Source organism: Pseudomonas persica, assembly GCF_900291015.1.
Taxonomy (GTDB): Bacteria; Pseudomonadota; Gammaproteobacteria; order Pseudomonadales; family Pseudomonadaceae; genus Aquipseudomonas.
In genome coordinates, this window is the sequence record NZ_OLKL01000032.1 from 1 (window position 1) to 20,944 (window position 20,944).

19 protein-coding genes are annotated in these 20,944 nt (G+C 64.4%); 17 read left to right on the forward strand and 2 right to left on the reverse strand.

The features are described 5' to 3' along the window. Complete coding sequence (locus FQ664_RS15275) at nucleotides 1-1,722, reverse strand: acetolactate synthase large subunit (protein ID WP_144172996.1); 1,722 nt, start codon at nucleotides 1,720-1,722, stop codon at nucleotides 1-3. A gap of 169 nt (nucleotides 1,723-1,891) precedes the next feature. On the opposite strand from FQ664_RS15275, the gene FQ664_RS15280 reads away from it, so the two are divergent. From FQ664_RS15280 to FQ664_RS15355, 16 genes are all read left to right on the forward strand, one after another. Next, a complete protein-coding gene (locus tag FQ664_RS15280) occupies nucleotides 1,892-2,773 on the forward strand; it encodes a LysR family transcriptional regulator (protein WP_144172997.1) in 882 nt (293 codons plus the stop codon). 155 nt (nucleotides 2,774-2,928) lie between these two features. Then, nucleotides 2,929-4,113 (forward strand): MFS transporter, encoded by a 1,185-nt coding sequence (locus FQ664_RS15285; RefSeq protein ID WP_144172998.1) that lies wholly within the window; start codon nucleotides 2,929-2,931, stop codon nucleotides 4,111-4,113. A gap of 222 nt (nucleotides 4,114-4,335) precedes the next feature. After that, entirely contained in the window at nucleotides 4,336-5,301 is a 966-nt protein-coding gene (locus tag FQ664_RS15290) for an endonuclease (protein ID WP_144172999.1), read from the forward strand. A 159-nt stretch (nucleotides 5,302-5,460) separates the two neighbouring features. Next, a complete protein-coding gene (locus FQ664_RS15295) occupies nucleotides 5,461-5,757 on the forward strand; it encodes a hypothetical protein (RefSeq protein WP_144173001.1) in 297 nt (98 codons plus the stop codon). 48 nt (nucleotides 5,758-5,805) lie between these two features. Beyond that, a complete protein-coding gene (locus FQ664_RS15300) occupies nucleotides 5,806-6,357 on the forward strand; it encodes a YbhB/YbcL family Raf kinase inhibitor-like protein (RefSeq protein ID WP_144173002.1) in 552 nt (183 codons plus the stop codon). A 557-nt stretch (nucleotides 6,358-6,914) separates the two neighbouring features. Further along, nucleotides 6,915-7,970 (forward strand): 3-deoxy-7-phosphoheptulonate synthase, encoded by a 1,056-nt coding sequence (locus FQ664_RS15305; RefSeq protein ID WP_144173003.1) that lies wholly within the window; start codon nucleotides 6,915-6,917, stop codon nucleotides 7,968-7,970. A gap of 79 nt (nucleotides 7,971-8,049) precedes the next feature. Continuing rightward, complete coding sequence (locus FQ664_RS15310; RefSeq protein ID WP_144173004.1) at nucleotides 8,050-8,331, forward strand: peptidylprolyl isomerase; 282 nt, start codon at nucleotides 8,050-8,052, stop codon at nucleotides 8,329-8,331. A 13-nt stretch (nucleotides 8,332-8,344) separates the two neighbouring features. Continuing rightward, nucleotides 8,345-10,285 (forward strand): extracellular solute-binding protein, encoded by a 1,941-nt coding sequence (locus tag FQ664_RS15315; RefSeq protein ID WP_474707145.1) that lies wholly within the window; start codon nucleotides 8,345-8,347, stop codon nucleotides 10,283-10,285. Further along, on the forward strand, nucleotides 10,282-11,340 hold the full coding sequence (locus FQ664_RS15320; protein WP_144173005.1) for a microcin C ABC transporter permease YejB: 1,059 nt from the start codon (nucleotides 10,282-10,284) through the stop codon (nucleotides 11,338-11,340). Before FQ664_RS15315 ends, FQ664_RS15320 begins: the two co-directional genes overlap by 4 nt. Then, nucleotides 11,340-12,356, forward strand: coding sequence for an ABC transporter permease (locus tag FQ664_RS15325; RefSeq protein WP_144173007.1), 1,017 nt, complete (start codon nucleotides 11,340-11,342; stop codon nucleotides 12,354-12,356). The genes FQ664_RS15320 and FQ664_RS15325 overlap by 1 nt, the downstream gene beginning before the upstream one ends. A 122-nt stretch (nucleotides 12,357-12,478) precedes the next feature. Further along, nucleotides 12,479-13,873: a sigma-54 interaction domain-containing protein gene (locus FQ664_RS15330; RefSeq protein WP_144173009.1), complete on the forward strand. Its 1,395-nt coding sequence runs from the start codon at nucleotides 12,479-12,481 to the stop codon at nucleotides 13,871-13,873. Between the two features lie 255 nt (nucleotides 13,874-14,128). Further along, a complete protein-coding gene (locus FQ664_RS15335; protein WP_144173011.1) occupies nucleotides 14,129-15,520 on the forward strand; it encodes a GntP family permease in 1,392 nt (463 codons plus the stop codon). A 10-nt stretch (nucleotides 15,521-15,530) separates the two neighbouring features. Beyond that, nucleotides 15,531-16,301: a 3-hydroxybutyrate dehydrogenase gene (gene hbdH, locus FQ664_RS15340; protein WP_144173013.1), complete on the forward strand. Its 771-nt coding sequence runs from the start codon at nucleotides 15,531-15,533 to the stop codon at nucleotides 16,299-16,301. Between the two features lie 55 nt (nucleotides 16,302-16,356). After that, on the forward strand, nucleotides 16,357-16,836 hold the full coding sequence (gene eco / locus FQ664_RS15345) for a serine protease inhibitor ecotin (RefSeq protein ID WP_144173015.1): 480 nt from the start codon (nucleotides 16,357-16,359) through the stop codon (nucleotides 16,834-16,836). A gap of 143 nt (nucleotides 16,837-16,979) precedes the next feature. Beyond that, on the forward strand, nucleotides 16,980-18,938 hold the full coding sequence (locus tag FQ664_RS15350; protein ID WP_144173016.1) for an acetoacetate--CoA ligase: 1,959 nt from the start codon (nucleotides 16,980-16,982) through the stop codon (nucleotides 18,936-18,938). Nucleotides 18,939-19,047: 109 nt separating this feature from the next. Beyond that, on the forward strand, nucleotides 19,048-19,323 hold the full coding sequence (locus FQ664_RS15355; protein WP_016499499.1) for a peptidylprolyl isomerase: 276 nt from the start codon (nucleotides 19,048-19,050) through the stop codon (nucleotides 19,321-19,323). A gap of 17 nt (nucleotides 19,324-19,340) precedes the next feature. Here the strand turns inward: FQ664_RS15355 and FQ664_RS15360 are convergent, their stop codons facing one another. Next, nucleotides 19,341-19,964 carry a LysE family translocator gene (locus FQ664_RS15360; protein WP_144173017.1) on the reverse strand — a complete coding sequence of 208 codons (624 nt, stop codon included), beginning with the start codon at nucleotides 19,962-19,964 and terminating at the stop codon, nucleotides 19,341-19,343. A gap of 131 nt (nucleotides 19,965-20,095) precedes the next feature. On the opposite strand from FQ664_RS15360, the gene FQ664_RS15365 reads away from it, so the two are divergent. Beyond that, nucleotides 20,096-20,914 carry an AraC family transcriptional regulator gene (locus FQ664_RS15365; protein WP_144173018.1) on the forward strand — a complete coding sequence of 273 codons (819 nt, stop codon included), beginning with the start codon at nucleotides 20,096-20,098 and terminating at the stop codon, nucleotides 20,912-20,914. The last annotated feature ends 30 nt before the right edge of the window (nucleotides 20,915-20,944 follow it).

A 20,944-nucleotide genomic window follows, 5' to 3' on the forward strand; every position in this document is an offset into this window, starting at 1 on the left:
TTACACCGCCAGCGCGCGCTCACGCAGCTCGCTGTTGAGGATGCGGTCGTTCTCGCTGTAATCGACCGGGCAGTCGATCACGTGCACGCCCGGGGTCTTGATGCAGTGCTCGAGCAGCGGCAGCAGGCCTTCGGCGCTTTCCACACGGTGGCCGTTGGCACCGTAGGCTTCGGCGTACTTGACGAAGTCCGGGTTGCCGTAGTCCAGGCCGAAATCGGTGAAGCCCATGTTGGCCTGCTTCCAGCGGATCATGCCGTAGCCGTCGTCACGCAGGATCACCACGGTGATGTGCATGCCAAGGCGTACTGCGGTTTCCAGCTCCTGGCTGTTCATCATGAAGCCGCCGTCGCCACACACCGAGATCACCGGACGGTCCGGGTGCACCAGGTGCGCGGCCATGGCCGATGGCAGGCCGGCGCCCATGGTCGCCAGGGCGTTGTCCAGCAGCACGGTGTTCGGCTTGTGCGCCTTGTAGTTGCGGGCGAACCAGATCTTGTAGATGCCGTTGTCCAGGGCAACGATACCTTCGGACGGCAGCACGCGACGGATGTCGGCGACCAAGCGCTGCGGGTAGACCGGGAAGCGGTTGTCGTCGGCACCTTCGGCGATCTGCGCTTCGTTGGCTTCACGGATCGCCATCAGGCGGGTGAAGTCCCAGTGCGAAGTGTCGTTCAGCGCTTCGCTGATCTGCCACACGGCGTTGGCGATGTCGCCGATCACTTCCACCTGCGGGAAGTACACGGCATCGACTTCGGCGGAGCGGAAGTTGATGTGGATGACCTCGGTGCCGCCACGGACCATGAAGAACGGAGGCTTCTCGATCACGTCGTGGCCGATGTTGACGATCAGGTCGGCGGCTTCAACCGCACGATGTACAAAATCGCCCGACGACAGTGCGGCGTTGCCGAGGAAGCGCGGGTGGCGCTCGTCGACCACACCTTTACCCATCTGCGTGGTGATGAACGGAATGCCGGTCTTGTCGATCAGTTGCTTGAGGACCTTGGCGGTCATCTTGCGGTTGGCGCCGGCGCCGATCACCAGGATCGGGTTACGCGCGTTCTGCAGCTTTTGCACGGCAGCGTCGATCGCCACGTGCTCGGCCAGCGGGCGGCGGTGCAGGCTTGGCGGGATCGGCAGGCTGTCGGTCTGCTCGGCGGCGATGTCTTCCGGCAGTTCCAGATGCACGGCACCCGGCTTTTCTTCTTCAGCCAGTCGGAAGGCTTCGCGCATACGCGCAGGGATGTTGTCGGCCGAGGCGAACTGGTGGGTGTACTTGGTGATGGGGTCCATCATGCCGCACACGTCGATGATCTGGAAGCGGCCCTGCTTGGACTTCTTGATCGGCTTCTGGCCGGTGATCATCATCATCGGCATGCCGCCCAGGTAGGCGTAGGCGCTGGCGGTGACCAGGTTGGTGGCGCCGGGGCCGAGGGTCGACAGGCTGACGCCGGTCTTGCCGGTCAGGCGGCCATAGGTGGCAGCCATGAAACCTGCGGACTGCTCGTGACGGGTAAGTACCAGCTTGATCTTCGACTTGCGCAGGGATTCGAGCAGGTCGAGGTTTTCNCCTGCGGACTGCTCGTGACGGGTAAGTACCAGCTTGATCTTCGACTTGCGCAGGGATTCGAGCAGGTCGAGGTTTTCCTCACCAGGAATGCCGAACACATACTCGACACCTTCGTTTTCCAGGCATTGCACAACGACATCGGCGGCCTTGGCCATTTGGGGTACTACCTCAAAATCTTCGTGGGATTGCAGATTTATTAAGCTGCGTGACTGAGATGTTGCAGGATGTCTCAGTGGCGCGCATCGTAGGCCCTCTGGTTAATAATAATAAATATATTGTTATGATGCTTGGCATCACAGTTTGTTATGAACGGTACCCCCCTCAATGAACCTCAAGGCATTGCGCTGCTGCGTCGAGATCGTACGCCAAGGCAGCTTCACCAAAGCCGCGCAGCACCTGCATATCGCCCAGCCGGCACTGAGCATGGCCGTTACCCGTCTTGAAGAGGAACTGGGCGTGACCCTGTTCAACCGCACCACGCGCAAAGTCATCCTGACGGCCGAGGGCAAACGGTTCCTGCCACGTATTGCATCGGCCCTGCGCGAAATGGATGTGGCCCGGCAAGAGCTGCGCGACATGGCCGACCTGAAGCGCGGCGAAGTACGCCTGGGTATCCCGCCGATGTTCGGCCTGCACTATGTGCCCGGCTTGATGAACGCCTTTCGCCAACTGTACCCGGGCATTGCCATGACCGTGTTCGAAGGCAGTGCCGAGGACATTGGCCATCGCCTGGAACAACGGGAAATCGACCTGGCACTGCTGGAATCCAGGCGCGTACCGCCCGACAAGGAATCGATCCTGCTCGGCAGCGACGAGATGCTGGCCTGCATGCACCCTGACCACCCCTATGCCGGCAAGGCCTTCCTTACGGCCGAGGACCTGCGCAATACCGCCATGGTGGTATTCGACCGCACCTTCGTACAGCGCCACCTGCTGGACGCGTTCTTCGCCGAACATGGCATCACTTACCAGGTGGCGCTGCAAAGCAACTTCGTATCACTGGTGGTGCAGGCGGCGCTGGACAACATGGGCGTGGCGACCCTGCTGCGCTCGGTACAGCAGCGCACACCGGGCATCGTCGGCGTGCCGTTCAAGCCAGCGCAGCTGATGAGCTTCAGGTTGTGCTGGCGCTCGGGGGAGTACCTCTCGCTGGCCAGCAAGCGCTTTATCGATTTTGCCGCGCAGACCCACTACCTGGAGCGTTGAGGCCAGCCTGTTCCGACCCTTTCGCGAGCATGCCCGCTGCCCACATATGCCCCCGACAGCTGTGCAAGGAAGCCGGTCAGCTTCCTCGACGTCGCCGTCACGGATTGACTATGATCCTGGCTTGAACGTTTCAGCATGTTTCAACAAGGATCCAGATGTCAGTTCAGGAATTACCTCCGCTCCCTAGCAAAAGCACCGTCGCGAAAATGGAAGCCGCCATGGCGCTGGGCAGCTTTGCCATCGGCACCGGCGAGTTCGCCATCATGGGCCTGATGCCCGACATCGCCAGCAACCTGCAATTGAGCGAGCCCCAGGTGGGCCATGCCATCAGCGCCTATGCGCTGGGGGTGATGGTCGGCGCCCCGACACTGGCGATTATCGGTGCCCGGCTGTTGCGCAAGCACATGCTGCTGTTGTTGATGGCGTTGTATGCCGTTGGCAACCTGGCTACCGCCTTCGCCCCCTCGTTCAGCGGCCTGGTCGCCTTCCGTTTCATCAGCGGCCTGCCCCATGGCGCCTACTTCGGCATTGCAGCGGTGGTGGCGTCGAGCATGGTGGCCAAAGACCAGCGGGCGGGGGCCGTGGCACGGGTGATGATGGGCCTGACCCTGGCCATGTTGCTCGGCAACCCGGTCGCCACCTTGCTGGGCCAATATTTCGGCTGGCGCTCAGCGTTCGTGCTGGTCGGCGCGATCGCCCTGTGCACCATTGCCCTGGTCTGGCGCTATGTGCCCCAGCGCCACGATGAAGTGCGCAGCGACCCGCGCAAGGAACTGCAAGCCTTCACCCTGCCGCAAGTGTGGATGGCGCTGGCCATCGCCTCGATCGGCTTTGCCGGCATGTTCTGTGTGTTCAGCTACCTGGCGCCGACCATGTTGCAAGTGACCCAGGTATCGCCGCAGTGGATTCCATTCGGCCTGGCGGCGTTCGGCGTCGGTGGCATCGTTGGCAACATCGCCGGCGGCAAGCTGTTCGACCGCTTGCAGTTCCGCGCTGTGGGGCTGGTGCTGGTGTGGTCGGTTGCCGTGCTGCTGTTCTTCAGCTTTGCCGCGCATGCACTGTGGAGCCTGCTGCTGGGCATTGGCCTGGTCGGGAGCATGATTGCCCTGGCGGCGCCGTTGCAGATCCGCTTGATGGACATTGCCCATGAAGCGCCAAGCCTGGCGGCGGCGTCGAACCATGCGGCGTTCAACCTGGCCAATGCGCTGGGGCCGTGGCTGGGTGGCATGGCTATTACCGCGGGCATGGGCTGGACCAGCACAGGGTATATCGGCGCGGCGACAGCGCTGGTTGGGCTGGGGATCTACCTGGTGGCGCGGCGGATGAAGGGCGGGCACTGAGGCCAAATGCTACTTCTATGTATGGACGCGCCAAGCGAGCGATATTTGTTCCCTGCGCGACAGCGCAGCCCCAAGGGCTGGGTGGGCGCTCATAGAACTGCATATCACTCATTGAATTAGCCCACACAGGGTACGCAGGCCGCTCACAGGGAGCGCGTCCAGGCTGGCCAGCTGCGGAGAAATGATTACAATGCGCACCCCTACCTGAAGTATGTTTTTCCCATGAAATCACTGCTTTACGCCGTATTCTTACTGTTTTCCTTCACCTTCCCCGCCCTGGCCAACCCGCCAGCGACCTTTACCGAGGCCAAGGTGATGGCCAAGCAGAAGGTGTACATGGACCAGGCCAGTAGTGCCATGGGCGACCTGTACTGCGGCTGCAAATGGACCTGGGTGGGCAAGTCCGGCGGGCGTATCGATGCCGCCTCGTGCGGCTACCAGACACGCAAGCAGCAGAACCGCGCCGAGCGCACCGAATGGGAGCACATCGTGCCGGCCTACACCTTCGGCAACCAGCGCCAGTGCTGGAAGAACGGCGGCCGCGAGCATTGCGTGGATGACGACCCGGTGTTCCGCGCCATGGAGGCCGACCTGTTCAACCTGTACCCGGCAGTGGGTGAGGTCAATGGCGACCGCAGCAATTTCAACTACGGCATGGTCGCTGGCAATGCCGGGCAATATGGCCAGTGCCGCACCAAGGTCGACTTCGTGCAGCGCGCTGCCGAACCACGTGACGAAGTGAAAGGCCTGGTCGCCCGCACTACGTTCTACATGTACGACCGCTACAAACTGAGCATGTCGCGCCAACAGCAACAGTTGCTGATGGCCTGGGACAAACAGCACCCGGTGTCGGCCTGGGAAAAAGAGCGTGAGCGGCGCATTGCGGCGATCATGGGACATGCCAACCCCTTCGTGACCGGGGAACGCAAATGGACGGCCAACTACAAGCCAGTCGGCAGTGGCGTGGTACAAGCGGTGTCGGTGAAGGCCGCCAAACCAGAGGCCAAGCCGAGCCTGGCCAGTGCCGAGTCGCTGGGGGCGGTGCTTGGCAACCGCAACAGCCACGTTTATCACCTTTCCGTCGGCTGCCCGGGCTACGCCCAGGTTACAGCGAAGAACCAGGTCACCTTCGCCACCGAAGGTGAGGCGCAGGCGGCGGGTTATCGCAAAGCGGGCAACTGCCGCTGATTGCCTGCTTCGTGGGGCCTCGCGCCCCCCCTGTGGCGGCCTGGCGTCTCGATCGGGCTGTGCAGCAGCCGGCAAAAATGACCACCCGTCGCCCAGACGGCACCCCGCTCCCCGCCCCCAGCCCAACGAATGACAGATCATCCGCAAAGGAGACGTTCCATGATCCGCATTCGCCCACTCTCACTGTGCCTGGCCCTGGCCCTGGCCACCGTCACTGGCACCAGCTTGGCCGCCACCGACAGCCGCCAGCAAACCACCCCGTCCGGTGGCAAGACCGCCGGTGAAGACAGCAGCGTCAACAGCCCTGGCAGCAGCAAAGGCAACGACAGCAGCGACACCGGCAGCAACAGCGATGCCGCCGACGGCGCTGCTGGCGGCTCCAACAGCACCGGCGAAGCCACCGGCTCCGGCGCCGGGCGCACCGGTGGCACCGCCGAAGACCAGGACAGCCATTGAGGCCAGCCTGGGCTACACTGCGCCGGAACGCCTTGCCAAGGATTCACCATGCACCTCAAACCCTGGCTGCTCGCCGTCCTGCTGCCGTGCAGCACCTTGGCCGTCGCTGGCGGCCAGGGCGCGCTGTCGATCAGCTCATCGTCGTTCACCGATGGCGGCGTGATCGCCTTGCAACAGGTTGGCCCGGACCCGGCCTGCGGTGCTGGCGAAGAGCGCACCCCGCAACTGAGCTGGGACAACCTCCCCGCAGGCACCCAGTCGCTGGCACTGATCATGTTCGACCCGGACGGCGGCAAGGGTATTGGCGTAGTCCACTGGATCGCCTACAACATAGACCCGGCCCAGGATGGGCTGAAGGAAGGCGTCGCCGGGCTGACCGGGCAAGGCGTGACGGTGGGGCGCAACTCGCGGGGCACGCTCAGCTACCGAGGCCCCTGCCCACCCGCTGGCGACAACCCGCACCACTACGTACTGACGCTGATCGCCACCGACCTGCCATTGGCCACCCTGCCCGAGGGCCTGGACCGCAGCGGCCTGCTGCAACTGCTGCAAGGCCATGCGTTAGGGGCGCAGAGCCTGGTCGGGCGCTATGGCCATTGAACCAGCCAGTACAAAAAACAATTGATCGCCCCCATCGCATTTATCCATTGAATGGCCCGGCAGAACTGAAGTAAGCTCGGGCTCATTCACTGGAGAGCAACATGCCGAAACACACCCGCAACCACGCCAACCACACCGGTCGCTCCCTGCGCCCTGTGCTGGCCGTTGCCGGCTGCGTGGCACCTGCCAGCTATTACTTCGGGTATTGGTTTAGCCACTAGGCGCCGATACCCACACGGCGCCCACCTTCGAGGGGCCGCCGAACATGAGAATACTCAAACCCCCGGTCGGCTTCCCGACCGGGGGTTTTGCTTTTCAGACCTTTGAACAACACCGATTCACATTGAGGACAGATTCATGAACTACGCCACTTATTACTACGCAAACACCTACGCCTGGCGATTTAGCCAATTCCGTTCGGGCCAGCCTGCCGCCTCCGTTCGGTCTTCCACAGGTGGCAATGCAGCAGCCAATACGAATTCAACGATCTGTCGAACACCTCGATAGGGCCGACCACGCGGGCCAGAACCCGCCGTCCGCCCAGGGAAAAAAGCGCCATGCAAGCTTCCAGCCTCGCCCTGACCCAGCCACAAGCGGCCAACACCACCGTCAGCCAGCGCCTGCCCAGCCCGCACCTGCTCAAGCAGCAAATGCCGCTGTCCAGCGAACTGACCCAGCAAGTCCATGCCCACCGCCAGGCCATCCGCCACATCCTCGAAGGCCGCGACCAGCGCCTGCTGGTGATCGTTGGCCCGTGCTCGATCCACGACCCGCGCTCGGCCCTGGAATACGCCGACCGCCTGGCCGCTCTCAGCCGCAAAGTTGACGACAAGCTGCTGCTGGTGATGCGCGCCTACGTCGAAAAACCCCGCACCACGGTCGGCTGGAAAGGCCTGGCCTACGACCCGCATCTCGATGGCAGCGACGACATGCACGCCGGCATCGCCCTGTCCCGCGGGCTGATGCTCAACATGATCGAACGCGGCCTGCCGGTTGCCACTGAACTGCTGCAGCCCATGGCCGCCGGCTACTTCGATGACCTTTTGGCCTGGGCCGCGATTGGCGCGCGCACCACCGAGTCGCAGATCCACCGCGAAATGGTCAGTGGCCTGGAGCTGCCGGTCGGCTTCAAGAATGGCACCGACGGCGGCATCGCCATCGCCAGCGACGCCATGCGCAGCGCCGCTCACCCGCACCGCCACTTCGGCATGGATGCGCAGGGTTACCCGGCCATCATCGAAACCTTGGGCAACCCGGACACCCACCTGGTGCTGCGTGGCGGCCACAAGGGCCCGAACTTTGACGCCAACAGCATCGCCATGGCCCGCCAGGCGCTGGCCAAGGCCGGGCTGCAGGCGCGGATCATGGTCGATTGCAGCCATGCCAACAGCGGCAAGGACCCGGCGCGTCAGCCGGCAGTATTCAACGATGTGCTGGAGCAGCGCCTGGCCGGCGACCGCTCGATCGTTGGCGTGATGATCGAAGGCCACCTGTTCGACGGCTGCCAGGCGCTGGGCAAGGGCGCGCTGCAATACGGCGTGTCGATCACCGACGGTTGCCTGGGCTGGGCCTCGACCGAAACCCTGTTGCGTGAGGCGGCGCAAAAACTGTAGGCAGCGGGTTGCAAGCCTGGCGAGACATACCCCGGACAAGTGCGCTAGGCTTGCCTTTTTAGCCCAAGGAGCAGTACCCATGGCCCGTGCAACCGCCCGCCACATTCTGGTCAGCAGCGAAGACAAATGCAACGAACTGAAAGCGCAGATCGAAGCAGGCGCCGACTTCGCTGAAATCGCCAAAGCCAACTCCACCTGCCCGTCCAGCCGCCAGGGCGGTGACCTGGGCGCGTTCGGCCCGGGCCAGATGGTCAAGGAGTTCGACACCGTGGTGTTCAGCGCCCCGATCAACACCGTGCAAGGCCCGGTGAAGACCCAGTTCGGCTACCACCTGCTGGAAGTGACCAGCCGCCAGGACTAAGTCCTCGCAGCCGATGAAATCCCCTGTGGGAGCGGCGGTGCGCCGCTGCGCTTTACCCGCGAATGCGTCAGCCCAGGCAACGAGGCTGCATGCTCGGACGCCTTCGCGGGTAAACCCGCTCCCACAGTTTCTGCGTTGCCTGCTCCTGCTTTGCCTGGCTGTCAACGCTCATGCCGCCCCCAGCCACGCCCTCACCGTCTACGACGAAGCCCCCCGCTACAACGCCAACTTCCAGCATTTCGACTACGTCAACCCCGACGCCCCCAAAGGCGGCATCCTGCGCCGCTCGGCCATTGAGATCGGCCAGTTTGACCATATCCTGCCGTACATCGACAAGGGTATCGGGGTCAGCGAGGTCGATGGCCTGCTGTATGCGCCACTGGCCATGCGTTCATTCGACGAGCCCTACACCGTCTACGGCCTGATCGCCCGACGTATGGAGCGCGGCCCGGAGGATGCCTGGCTGCGTTTCGAGATCGACCCGCGCGCCACCTTCGCCGATGGCAAGCCGGTGCACGCCGAGGACGTACGCTTTACCTTCGAGCTGCTGATGAGCAAGGGCAGCCTGAAGTACCGCACCCAGTTTGCCGATGTTGCCGCCGTCATCGTGGAAAGCCCGCACAGCGTGCGCTTCGACTTCAAGCCCGACCACGGCCGCACCCTGCCGCTGGACATCGCCAGTTTGCCGGTACTGCCCGAACACGACTGGCAGCAGCGCGATTTCGCCAACGGCGCCGGCTTCGACAAGCCGGTCGGCAGCGGGCCGTACCGTATCGGGCACATCGACAACGGCCGCAGCATCACCTTCGAACGCGACCCCGACTGGTGGGCGCGCGATCTGCCAGTCAGCCGTGGCCGCTACAATTTCGCCAAGCTGCGCATCGAGTACTTTGGCGATACCGAAGTGGCGCGGCAGGTGCTCAAAGGCGGCGGCTACGACTACAACCGCGAGTTCTCCGCCACCGCCTACACCCTGGGCTACAACGGCGCGCAACTGGACGATGGCCGCCTGCAGCGCGCCCACCTGGGCCCGGCCAAGCCGCAGGTGGCCCAGGGTTTCGTGTTCAACCTCGACCGGCCGCAGTTCAAGGACCGTCGCGTGCGCCAGGCGCTGGGCCTGCTGTGGGACTACGAGTGGAGCAACCGGCAGATGATGCGCAATATGTACATCCGTCAGCAGAGCGTGTTCTCCAATACCCCGCTGGCCGCCCGCCAACTGCCGGATGCCGGCGAGTCGAAGCTGCTCGAACCGTTGCGCGGCAAAATACCGGACGAAGTCTTCAGCACCGTGTTCACCGCCCCGGTCACCGATGGTTCGGGGATCATCCGCAAGCAGCAGCTGCAGGCACTGGCGCTGCTCGAGCAAGCCGGCTGGCGCCCCGAAGGCGACCGCCTGGTGAACAGCCAGGGCACGCCGCTGGCGTTCACTTTTCTCAATGGCCAGGCAGGCCTGGAACGCCTGCTGCTGCCGTGGAAGCGCAACCTGGCACAGATTGGCGTGACCCTGGACATTCGCAACGTCGATTCGGCCCAGTACGTCAACCGCCTGATGGCGCGTGACTACGACATGATCGTCACCGGCTACCCGGTCACCCTGTCGCCCGGTGCCGAGCTATACAACTACTTTGGCTCGGCCGCGGCCCGCGACCCCGGGTCGAACAACCTGATGGTGCTGCAGGACCCCGCCGTGGACCGCCTGATCGACGGCCTGGTGCGCGCCGACACCCAGGCCGACATGCTGCACCACGCCCATGCCCTGGACCGGGTGCTGCAATGGAACTACTACTGGATCCCCAACTACTACCCGCCGGGCAGTTCCACCGTCTGGTGGAACCGCTTCGGCCTGCCCAAGGTCCAGGCGCCCTATGACGAAGGCCTGGACACCTGGTGGGAGGTCAGCCCCACCGCGCTGACCAATGCGCAAATGGCCGAACGCCGGAAACCCACGCCATGACCACCTACCTGCTGCGCCGCCTGTTGCTGATCATCCCGACCCTGCTGGCGATCCTGCTGGTCAACTTCGCCATCGTCCAGGCCGCCCCGGGTGGCCCGGTGGAGCAGGCAGTGGCACGCCTGCAAGGCGTCGGCGGCGGCGCTCCCGGCACCCGGGCCGAGGTGCTGCACGGCGAGTCACGGGCCAGCCGTGGCCTGGACCCGAAACTGATCGAGGAGATCAAGCGCCAGTACGGCTTCGACAAGTCCGCCCCCGAGCGCCTGTGGTTGATGCTGGGCCAGTATGCCCGGCTGGACTTCGGCAACAGCTTCTTCCGCGGCGCCAAGGTCACCGACCTGATCCTCGACAAATTGCCGGTCACCCTGTCGCTGGGCTTCTGGGCCACGCTGATCACCTACCTGGTGTCGATCCCGCTGGGCATCCGCAAGGCGGTTCGCCACGGCAGCCGCTTCGATGCCTGGAGCAGCGCGCTGATCGTGGTCGGCTATGCCCTGCCCTCGTTCCTCTTCGCCCTGTTGCTGATCGTGCTGTTCGCCGGCGGCACCTCGCTCAACTGGTTCCCGGTACGCGGCCTGGTCTCGGACAACTTCGACGAACTCAGCCTGCCGGGCAAGGTCGCCGACTACTTCTGGCACCTGGTGCTGCCGGTCGGCGCCCTGGTGATCGGCGGCTTCGCCACCCTGACACTGCTGACCCGGAACGCCTTCCTCGACGAGATTTCCCGGCAATACGTGGTAACCGCCCGCGCCAAGGGCCTGAGCGAGCACCGGGTACTGTATGGCCATGTGCTGCGCAATGCCATGCTGCTGGTGGTGGCCGGGTTGCCGCAGGCGTTGATCACGGTGTTCTTTGCCGGCTCGTTGCTGATCGAGGTGATCTTCTCGCTCGATGGCCTGGGCCGCATGAGTTACGAAGCGGCCGTGTCGCGGGATTACCCGGTGGTGTTCGGCACGCTGTTCATCTTCACCCTGGCGGGCCTGCTGATCCGCTTGATCGGCGACCTGTCGTACACCCTGCTCGACCCGCGTATCGACTTCGACACCAGGGCACGCTGATGCTTTCACCGATTTCGCGTCGTCGCCTGCAACGCTTTCGCCACAACCGCCTCGGCTGGGTTTCGCTATGGCTGTTCGCTGCCCTTCTGCTGCTGAGCCTGTGTGCCGAGCTGGTGGCCAACGACAAACCGCTGCTGCTGGGCTACAAAGGCGAACTGTACGTGCCGGCGCTCAAGCGCTACACCGAGCAGCAGTTCGGCGGCCAACTGCCGTTCCAGCCAGACTACCGCAGCGCCTATGTGCGCCAGCTGATCGAGCAGCAAGGTGGCTGGATGCTGTTCGCCCCCATCCCGTTCAGCGCCGATACTCCCAACTACGACCTGCAAGTGCCCACCCCCAGCCCGCCTGGCGCAAGCAACTGGCTGGGTACCGACGACCAGGGCCGCGACGTGCTGGCCCGGGTGCTGTATGGCATGCGGGTATCCTTGCTGTTCGCCTTCGCCCTGACCGTGGTCAGCGTGCTGATCGGGTTGGCGGCCGGTGCCCTGCAAGGCTATCACGGCGGCTGGGTCGACCTGGTCGGCCAGCGCCTGCTGGAGGTGTGGTCGGGGTTGCCGGTGCTGTACCTGCTGATCATCCTCAGCGGGTTTGTCGAGCCGGACTTCTGGTGGCTGCTGGGGATCATGGCGCTGTTCTCCTGGCTGAGCCTGGTCGATGTGGTGCGCGCCGAGTTCCTGCGGGGACGCAACCTGGAGTACGTGAAGGCCGCCCGGGCGCTGGGGCTGCCAGACACCCAGGTGATGCTGCGGCACATCTTGCCCAATGCCATGAACGCGACGCTGACCTATGTACCGTTCATGCTGACCGGGGCGATCACCACGCTGACTGCACTGGATTTTCTCGGTTTCGGCATGCCGGCCGGGAGTGCTTCGCTGGGTGAGCTGGTGACCCAGGGCAAACAGCACCTGGAGGCGCCGTGGCTGGGCTTTACCGCGTTTTTTGTGCTGGCGGTGATCCTGTCGCTGCTGGTGTTCATCGGGGATGCCTTGCGCGAGGCGTTCGACCCCAGAAGCTAGGTTTTCAGGCCCGGCCTCTTCGCGGGTACCCCACAGCCCCCCAGATTTGTGGTGAACCTGTGGGAGCGGGTTTACCCGCGAAGAGGCCGGACCTGCTTATACAGATTTCAGGATTTTTACCCATGCACGACAGCGACAGCCTCAAGGACTACCCCCAGGTACGGCAACTGGCGATCCGCTCGCTGTTCGAAATCATCGAACAGTCCAGCGAAGGCACGGTGATCGTCGACCGCCAGGCGCGCATCGTCTGGATGAACGAGCGCTACGCCCGGCGCTTTGGCCTGGCCGACGCCGCCAGTGCCATCGGCCAGCCGTGCGAGGCGGTGATCCCGGGCAGCCTGATGCGCGAGGTGGTGAGCAATGGCCGGCCGATCCTGCTGGACATGCTCGACACCCCGAACGAGCCGCTGGTGGTAATGCGCCTGCCCATCCACGACGACCAGGGCGCGCTGATCGGTGCCATCGGCTTTGCCCTGTTCGATGAGTTGCGCAGCCTGTCGCCGCTTCTCAAACGCTACTCCAGCATGCAGCAGGAACTGGCCTCGACCCGCTCGCAGTTGCGCGCCCGCCAGGCCAAGTACAGCTTCGCCCAGTTCGTCGGCAGCAGCGCCGCCAGCCTGGAGGCCAAACGCCGCGCCCGGCGTGGCGCGAGCAGTGATTCGCCGGTGTTGCTGCTGGGCGAAACCGGTACCGGCAAGGAACTGCTGGCCCATGCCATCCATGCGGCGTCGGCGCGGGCGCACAAGGCGTTTGTCAGCATCAACAGTGCGGCGATCCCCGAGACACTGCTGGAAGCCGAATTCTTCGGCACCGCCCCCGGCGCCTTTACCGGCGCCGAGCGCAAGGGCCGCAGCGGCAAGCTGCAACTGGCCGAAGGCGGCACGCTGTTCCTCGACGAGATCGGCGACATGCCGCTGGCCCTGCAGAGCAAGCTGCTACGGGTGTTGCAAGAAAAGGAGTATGAGCCGGTAGGCTCGAACCAGATGCTGCACAGCGATGTGCGCATCATTGCCGCCACCTCCATCGACCTGCAGGCCGCCATTGCCCGTGGGGCATTCCGCGCCGACCTGTATTACCGGCTGAATGTGCTGCCGATCGAGGTGCCGCCACTGCGGCAACGGTTGGAGGACCTGCCGGCGCTGTGCGAGGCCATCCTGGGCGAACTGGGCAGCCAGTACGAGTTGGAGGCCGAAGCGCAGCAGCTATTGGCGCGGCATGCATGGCCGGGGAACATTCGCGAGCTGCGCAATGTGCTGGAGCGGGCCATGCTGCTGACGGATCAGCCGCGGCTGGGAGTAGCGGATATACGGGCGGCATTGGGGCCCTTGAGCCCGGTGGCGGCTGGACCTGTTCGGCAGAGTTACCGTGAGGCGTGTGAAGAGTTTGAGCGCAAGCTGCTTGTCGGAGCATTGGCCGAGCATGCGGGAAATGTGCCGCAGGCCGCGCAGGCACTGGGGTTGGGCCGGTCGACCTTGTACAAGAAGATGGCGGCGCTGGGGGTTTCGTCTCCAATTTGAGACTGACGTTTCTGGTTTGAGATCTCTGCGAGGGCTTTGCCCTCGATCGCCGGCAAGCCAACTCCCACAGGGTCATTTGTGGGAGCTGGCTTGCCGGCGATGGGCTGCAAAGCAGCCCCTACAGTCTCTAAATATAGACAGCAATTTCAGAGACAAGAAAATAATCCTTTAAAATCAATTAGTTATATGCTGGCACGATTCCCGCTATCTCCTGCTCACCGATAAAAACAAGACTCACCCAGGAGACCCACCCCGATGACCGTGCTCATCGCTCTTGCCGCTCTGGCCCTGCTGATGCTGGCTGCCTATCGCGGCTACAGCGTAATCCTCTTCGCCCCGATCGCCGCCCTCGGCGCCGTCCTGCTCACCGACCCGTCCGCCGTGGCCCCCGCGTTCACCGGGGTGTTCATGGAGAAAATGGTCGGCTTCATAAAGCTCTACTTCCCGGTGTTCCTGCTGGGCGCGGTGTTCGGCAAGCTGATCGAGCTGTCCGGCTTCTCGCGCTCGATCGTTGCCGCCGCCATCCGCCTGCTCGGCACCCGCCAGGCGATGCTGGTGATCGTGCTGGTCTGCGCCCTGCTCACCTACGGCGGCGTCTCGCTGTTCGTGGTGGTGTTCGCGGTTTACCCGTTCGCCGCCGAGATGTTCCGCCAGAGCAATATCCCCAAGCGCCTGATCCCGGCAACCATTGCCCTGGGCGCGTTCTCGTTCACCATGGATGCCCTGCCCGGCACCCCGCAGATCCAGAACATCATTCCCAGCACCTTCTTCAACACCACCGCCTGGGCCGCGCCCTGGCTGGGCCTGATCGGTACGCTGTTCGTGTTCTGCGTCGGCATGGCCTACCTGCAGCGCCAGCGCAACAAGGCCCAGCGCGCCGGAGAAGGCTATGGCAGCGACTTGCGCAACGAACCGGAAACCGCTGCCGACCTGGCCCTGCCCAACCCTTGGCTGGCCCTGTCGCCGCTGCTGCTGGTGGGGGTGATGAACCTGCTGTTCACCCACTGGATCCCGCAGTGGTACGGCCCCAGCCACAGCCTGCAATTGCCCGGCATGAGCGCCGCGGTGCAAAGCGATGTGGCCAAGCTCACCGCCATCTGGGCAGTGCAGGCGGCGTTGCTGGTGGGCATCCTGATGGTGCTGGTGTGTGCCTTCGGCGCGATCCGCGCCCGTCTGGCCGAAGGCACCAAAAGCGCCGTCGGCGGTGCCTTGCTGGCGGCCATGAACACCGCCTCGGAGTATGGTTTTGGCGCGGTAATCGCCTCGCTGCCGGGCTTCCTGGTATTGGCCGATGCCCTGCGCGGCATCCCCAACCCGCTGGTCAACGAAGCCATCACCGTGACCTTGCTGGCCGGTATCACCGGCTCTGCCTCGGGCGGCATGAGCATCGCCCTGGCGGCCATGGGCGACAGCTTCATCGCCGCCGCCAATGCCGCCAGCATCCCGCTCGAAGTGCTGCACCGGGTGGCCGCCATGGCCAGCGGCGGCATGGACACCCTGCCGCACAACGGCGCGGTCATCACCTTGCTGGCCGTAACCGGGCTGACCCACCGCGAGGCCTACAAGGACATTTTCGGTATTACCCTGATCAAGACCCTGGCGGTGTTCGTGATCATCGCCACGTTCTACACCACCGGCATCGTCTAAGGAGCTGTGCATGACCCTCAAAGGCAAGACCGCACTCGTCACCGGTTCCACCAGCGGCATCGGCCTGGGCATTGCCCAGGTGCTGGCCCGCGCAGGCGCCAACATCGTGCTCAACGGCTTCGGCGACCCGGCACCGGCGCTGGCCGAGATCGCCCGGCACGGAGTGAAGGTAGCCCATCACCCGGCCGACCTGTCGGAGGTGGCCCAGATCGACGCGCTGTTCGCCCTGGCCGAACGCGAGTTCGGTGGCGTCGACATCCTGGTCAACAACGCCGGTATCCAGCATGTGGCGCCGGTGGAGCAGTTCCCGCCGGAAAGCTGGGACAAGATCATTGCCCTCAACCTGTCGGCGGTGTTCCACGGTACGCGCCTGGCCCTGCCCGGCATGCGTACGCGCAACTGGGGGCGCATCATCAACATCGCCTCGGTGCATGGTCTGGTCGGCTCGACCGGCAAGGCGGCCTATGTGGCGGCCAAGCACGGCGTGGTCGGCCTGACCAAGGTAGTGGGCCTGGAAACCGCCACCAGCAACGTCACCTGCAATGCCATCTGCCCTGGCTGGGTGCTGACCCCGCTGGTACAGAAGCAGATCGACGATCGTGCGGCCAACGGTGGCGATCCGCTGCAAGCGCAGCATGATCTGCTGGCAGAAAAACAGCCGTCGCTGGCCTTCGTTACCCCCGGACACCTGGGTGAGCTGGTACTATTCCTGTGCAGCGAGGCCGGTAGCCAGGTTCGCGGTGCCGCCTGGAACGTCGATGGTGGCTGGTTGGCCCAGTGACGGGCGGCCTGGGCCTGGCGGCGGTCTTGCATTCGTTTATCTGCAAGGAGGCCCTATGCGCCCAACCCCGATGACCGCGATCCTGGCCCTGACCCTGGCTGCCGCCGCACCCGCGATGGCAGCCAGCCTGAAGGACGTCGCGCCCTACCCCGAGGCGGAAAAAGGCTTCACCCGGCAGGTCATCCACCTGCCGGCCCAGGCTGATGAATCGGCCTATCAGCTGGAGATCCTCGCCGGCAAGACCCTGAAGGTGGACTGCAATCGGCAGCGCCTGGGCGGTACCCTGGAGGAACGTACCCTGGAGGGCTGGGGCTACAGCTACTACCGCCTGGACAAGGTCAGCGGCCCGGCCAGCACACTGATGGCCTGCCCCGATGGCAAGAAGACCGAGGCGTTCGTGCCGGTGGTCGGTGAAGGCTTCAGGCTGCGCTACAACAGCAAGCTGCCGGTGGTGGTGTATGTGCCCAAGGATGTCGAAGTGCGCTACCGCGTCTGGAGCGCGTCGCAGGACGTGCAAAAGGCTAAAGTAGAGTAACACGCAAGCCTTTGGCCTTGATGATGCCTTCCTCGCCGGCAAGCCGGCTTCCACAGGTTGGTCGCTGCACTCAAGATCTGTGAGGCTCCTGTGGGAGCTGGCTTACCGGCGATGGGGCCCTTGCAGGCAACAGGAGGTTCGGCATGAACGATGTGCTCTGGCGCCCCTCCACGGCGCAGATCGAGGCCAGCCGGATGGATGCCTTCCGCCGCCGGGTCAACCTGCGCTACAACCTGCAACTCGACGACTACCAGGCGCTGCACCGCTGGAGCATCGAGCAGCGTCCTGCCTTCTGGCAAACCCTTGCCGACTATTTTCACGTTCACTGGCATACCCCGCCGAGCCAGGTGCTCAGCGAAGGGCCGCAGATGCCCGATGCCCAATGGTTCGCCAATGCCACCCTCAACTTTGCCGAACACCTGCTGCGCCGCCGCGACGACCGCCCGGCCCTGGTCGCCGTGCGCGAAGACGGCCAACGTCAGCTGTTCACCCATGCCCAGCTGGCCGCCCAGGTGGCCGGCCTGCAAACAGCCTTCAAGGCCGCCGGCATCGTCCCCGGCGACCGGGTAGCCGCGGTCATGCCCAATACTTGGCAGACACTGGTCGCCATGCTTGCCTGCACCAGCCTCGGTGCGGTGTGGTCCAGCTCCTCGCCCGAATTTGGCGTCCACGGCATCATCGACCGCTTCGGCCAGATCGAGCCGAAACTGCTGATCGCCTGCGCCGGCTACCAGTACGCCGGCAAAGCCATCGACCAGGTGGACAAGGTCAACCAGGTGTGCGCACAGCTGCCCGGGCTGCAACGGCTGATCGTGGTGCCCCATACCCGCAGCGGGACGCGCGCCGACGAATTCCAGGCCGCCAACGTCAGCCTGTGGGACGAGTTCTTTCAGCCCGGCGGCGAGCCCCGCTTCACCCCGCTGCCCTTCGACCACCCGCTGTACATCCTGTATTCCAGCGGCACCACCGGCGTGCCCAAGTGCATCGTCCACCGCGCTGGCGGCGTGTTGTTGCAGCATCTGAAGGAGCATGGCCTGCACAACGACCTGAAGGCCGATGACGTGCTGTTCTACTACACCACCTGCGGCTGGATGATGTGGAACTGGCTGGCCAGCGGCCTGGCGGTGGGCGCCACGCTGGTGCTGTACGACGGCTCGCCCTTCCACCCCGGCCCCGAGCGGCTGCTGGACCTGATCAACGCCGAGGGCATCCAGGCCTTCGGGACCAGTGCCAAGTACCTGGCGGCGCTGGAGCAGGCGGGCCTGGAGCCTGCGGCAAGCCACCGCCTGGCCAGCTTGCGCCTGCTACTGTCCACCGGCTCGCCGTTGTCGCCACACAGCTACGACTACGTGTACCGCAAGATCAAGGCCGAGCTGTGCCTGGCGTCGATGTCCGGCGGCACCGATATCGTCTCCTGTTTCGTGCTGGGCAACCCGACCCTGCCAGTGCGCCGTGGCGAAATCCAGTGCAAGGGCCTGGGCATGGCGGTGGAGGTGTGGAACGAGCACGGCCAGCCGGTGCAGGGCGAAAAAGGCGAGCTGGTGTGCACACGCAACTTCCCGTCCATGCCGCTGGGGTTCTGGAAGGATACGGACGGCAGCCGTTACCACGACGCCTACTTCAGCCAGTTCCCGGGGGTCTGGGCCCAGGGCGACTATGCCGAGCAGCGTGCCGATGGCGGGCTGGTGATCCATGGCCGCTCCGATGCGGTTCTCAACCCCGGTGGAGTGCGCATTGGCACGGCAGAGATCTACCGTCAGGTGGAAAAGGTCGAGCAGGTGCTGGAAAGCGTGGCCATCGGCCAGGACTGGCAAGGCGATGTGCGGGTGGTGCTGTTCGTTCGCCTGCGTGACGGCCTGCAACTGGATGAGCCCCTGCGTCAGCATATCCGCCAGGTGATCCGCCAGTACACCACGCCCCGCCATGTACCGGCGGTGATCGCCCAGGTCGATGACATCCCGCGTACCATCAGCGGCAAGCTGGTGGAGCTGGCGATTCGCAATGTGGTGCATGGTTTGCCGGTGAAAAACACCGATGCCCTGGCCAACCCCGAAGCACTGGAGCAGTTTCGAGATCGTGTCGAACTGCGCGGACCAGCGTAATCGCAAGGGGCCACTTTGCCGGCGATGGGCTGCACTGCAGCCCCAAGTGCTTAATTGACAGGCATTGGGCATAATGCCGCCCTTTTCTCTCCCGATGCACAGGTACCCCATGAAAGCCCAAGCCCGCCACATCCTGGTCAAGACCGCTGACGAAGCCGAAAAGCTCAAGCAGCGCATCGCCAATGGCGAGGCTTTCGACGTGCTCGCGAAAAAATTCTCCATCTGCCCTTCGGGCAAGCGCGGCGGCGATCTGGGTGAAGTCCGCCCCGGGCAGATGGTCGGTGCCATCGACCAGGTGATCTTCAAGAAGCCCCTGCGCGTGGTGCACGGGCCGATCAAGAGCAAGTTCGGCTACCACCTGGTGCAGACGTTCTACCGCGACTAAGCGCTGATTCCCCGTTTCTAGCGGCGCGCAGCCAGCAGGCCGAGGCCGGCGCAACCCAGCAGGGAGGCGCTGACCCGGTTGAACAACCGGCGCGGGCCGGGTTGGCTGAACCAGCGCTGCATGTAGGCGCCAAGGCCGGCGTAGATGGCGATGGCGGCCCATTCCAGCAACAGGAACAATACGCCCAGCCAGAGGAACTGCTCGCTCACCGGGGTGGCACTGCCGACCGAGACGAACTGCGGCAGGAACGCGGTGAAGATGAGGATTGCCTTCGGGTTGCCGGCGGCCACCCAGAACTCCTGACGTGCCAGGCGCCAGGTGCCGCGTGGATGATCGCTTGCCACCAAAGCCTCGCCCACCGGTGCCCGCCACAGTTGCCAGGCGATGTAGAACAGGTACGCCGCCCCCACCACCTTGATGGCCAGGAACAGGTATTCGCTGGTGTGCAGCACCACGGCCAGGCCCATGGCCGCCAGGGCGATCATGCCGCTGAAGGCAACGATGCGCCCGCCGCCGGCCACGCAGGCCGTGCGCAGGCCATAGCGGCTGGCATTGTGCAGCGACAGCAGGTTGTTCGGCCCCGGCGCCATGTTCAGGGCAAAGCAGGCGGGGATGAAAAGCAGCAGGCTTGAAAGGTCCATTTTTGTTTTCCTTTGGCAACAGGCGTCTATTTCGGCGGCTAGCGGGCCTTGCGGTCAAGTTACAGCCAGCGGAAAAAACTGTATGGGTGCGCGGCGCCTGATAAGCTGCCAGGCATACCGAGGACCCTGTGATGCCCCGTTCCCATGCCGCGCTGTGGCGCGACCCGGCCCTGCCGCATGTCGAAAGCCGCCGCGCCTGCCATAGCCGCGCCTGCTACAAGGCCCACAGCCACCCGACGTTTTCCATCGGTGTGGTGGATGCCGGCCACAGTCATTTCACCGGTGCCGGCAACGGCCAGCAACGCCTGACGCCCGGCACGCTGGTGCTGGTCCCGGCCCGCCGGGTACATGCCTGCAACCCCGAGCCCGGGCTGGCGTGGAGTTACCAGATGCTGCATGTGGACGCCGACTGGCTGGCACAGCTGCATCTGGAGTCCGGGCTGGATGGTGCCGGGACCGGCGAGCCGGCACGTATCTGCCAGGTGCCGCAGGTGTATCGGCAGTTCTGCGAACTGAACAGTTTGCTGTTCTCCAGCGCCAGCAATGGGGAGAAGGATGCGGCGCTGATTGCCTTTCTGGGTGACCTGGACTTTGCCAGGCACGCGCCACTGGCGCCGGCACCGGCCCTGGGGGCGAGCGAGCTGAGTGGGCTGATCGCGCACATCGAAGGTCAGAACCCGGCGCAGTTGAGCCTGGCGGTACTGGCCCGGCAGGCCGGGCTTGGGCGCTACCAGTTGATTCGCGCATTTCGCGCGGCCACCGGGTTTACGCCGCATGCCTACCTGCTCAATGCCCGGGTCAACCGTGGGCGCCAATTGTTGGGTGAAGGGCAGGCCCTGGCCGAGGTGGCTTATCAGCTCGGGTTTGCCGACCAAAGCCATTTCCAGCGGGTGTTCAAGGCCCATGTGGGGGTGACACCGGGGCAGTATCGGGATTTGCACAGCGCCTGAGTCCATGGGGCTGCAATATTGTTCAATACG

Excerpts from the sequence above, each read along its gene's own strand:
- FQ664_RS15280 (WP_144172997.1), top strand. The coding sequence starts at position 1,892 with ATGAACCTCAAGGCATTGCGCTGCTGCGTCGAGATCGTACGCCAAGGC.
- FQ664_RS15285 (WP_144172998.1), top strand. The coding sequence starts at position 2,929 with ATGTCAGTTCAGGAATTACCTCCGCTCCCTAGCAAAAGCACCGTCGCG.
- FQ664_RS15290 (WP_144172999.1), top strand. The coding sequence starts at position 4,336 with ATGAAATCACTGCTTTACGCCGTATTCTTACTGTTTTCCTTCACCTTC.
- FQ664_RS15295 (WP_144173001.1), top strand. The coding sequence starts at position 5,461 with ATGATCCGCATTCGCCCACTCTCACTGTGCCTGGCCCTGGCCCTGGCC.
- FQ664_RS15300 (WP_144173002.1), top strand. The coding sequence starts at position 5,806 with ATGCACCTCAAACCCTGGCTGCTCGCCGTCCTGCTGCCGTGCAGCACC.
- FQ664_RS15305 (WP_144173003.1), top strand. The coding sequence starts at position 6,915 with ATGCAAGCTTCCAGCCTCGCCCTGACCCAGCCACAAGCGGCCAACACC.
- FQ664_RS15310 (WP_144173004.1), top strand. The coding sequence starts at position 8,050 with ATGGCCCGTGCAACCGCCCGCCACATTCTGGTCAGCAGCGAAGACAAA.
- FQ664_RS15315 (WP_474707145.1), top strand. The coding sequence starts at position 8,345 with ATGAAATCCCCTGTGGGAGCGGCGGTGCGCCGCTGCGCTTTACCCGCG.
- FQ664_RS15320 (WP_144173005.1), top strand. The coding sequence starts at position 10,282 with ATGACCACCTACCTGCTGCGCCGCCTGTTGCTGATCATCCCGACCCTG.
- FQ664_RS15325 (WP_144173007.1), top strand. The coding sequence starts at position 11,340 with ATGCTTTCACCGATTTCGCGTCGTCGCCTGCAACGCTTTCGCCACAAC.
- FQ664_RS15330 (WP_144173009.1), top strand. The coding sequence starts at position 12,479 with ATGCACGACAGCGACAGCCTCAAGGACTACCCCCAGGTACGGCAACTG.
- FQ664_RS15335 (WP_144173011.1), top strand. The coding sequence starts at position 14,129 with ATGACCGTGCTCATCGCTCTTGCCGCTCTGGCCCTGCTGATGCTGGCT.
- hbdH (WP_144173013.1), top strand. The coding sequence starts at position 15,531 with ATGACCCTCAAAGGCAAGACCGCACTCGTCACCGGTTCCACCAGCGGC.
- eco (WP_144173015.1), top strand. The coding sequence starts at position 16,357 with ATGCGCCCAACCCCGATGACCGCGATCCTGGCCCTGACCCTGGCTGCC.
- FQ664_RS15350 (WP_144173016.1), top strand. The coding sequence starts at position 16,980 with ATGAACGATGTGCTCTGGCGCCCCTCCACGGCGCAGATCGAGGCCAGC.
- FQ664_RS15355 (WP_016499499.1), top strand. The coding sequence starts at position 19,048 with ATGAAAGCCCAAGCCCGCCACATCCTGGTCAAGACCGCTGACGAAGCC.
- FQ664_RS15360 (WP_144173017.1), bottom strand. The coding sequence starts at position 19,964 with ATGGACCTTTCAAGCCTGCTGCTTTTCATCCCCGCCTGCTTTGCCCTG.
- FQ664_RS15365 (WP_144173018.1), top strand. The coding sequence starts at position 20,096 with ATGCCCCGTTCCCATGCCGCGCTGTGGCGCGACCCGGCCCTGCCGCAT.